This window comes from Rhizobium sp. UBA1881 (assembly GCF_002338015.1).
Taxonomy (GTDB): Bacteria; Pseudomonadota; Alphaproteobacteria; order Rhizobiales; family Rhizobiaceae; genus Rhizobium.
Genome location: NZ_DDHH01000116.1, coordinates 1 through 384 on the forward strand (window position 1 = coordinate 1; position 384 = coordinate 384).

Genomic DNA, 384 nt, shown 5'->3' on the forward strand with positions numbered 1-384 from the left:
GCCGGATCGCTCCGGCGGCTGTCGTCATCCTATCGCTCTTGCAGCAAACCTTACGCCGCGCGGCGGGTCTGCGCTGCCCCGTGCTCGGCCTGGGTGCCGACGCGGAAGCCGCGGATGAGGTTGAGGAGTTCGTCGGTGTCGCTGGCGAGCGATTCCGCCGATGCGGTCGTCTCTTCCGCCATGGCGGCGTTTTGCTGCGTGGCGGCGTCGAGCTGGTTGATCGAGGAGGTGATCGAGCGCAGCGTCGTGTCCTGCTCGGAGGCGCTGTGGGCGATCTTCGAGACGATGTCGTTGGCGGCCTTGATCTGGTCGGAGATGCGCTTCAGCGCCTCGCCGGCCTCGCCGACGAAGCGAACGCCTTGTTCGACCTGGCCGGAGGAGCTA

Annotated in this window: 1 pseudogene; it reads right to left on the bottom strand. The window is 67.4% G+C overall.

Annotation, left to right across the window (positions count from 1 at the left end):
* Window positions 1-50: 50 nt before the first annotated feature.
* Window positions 51-384: pseudogene (locus tag B3605_RS14255) on the bottom strand (chemotaxis protein); the annotation flags it as partial.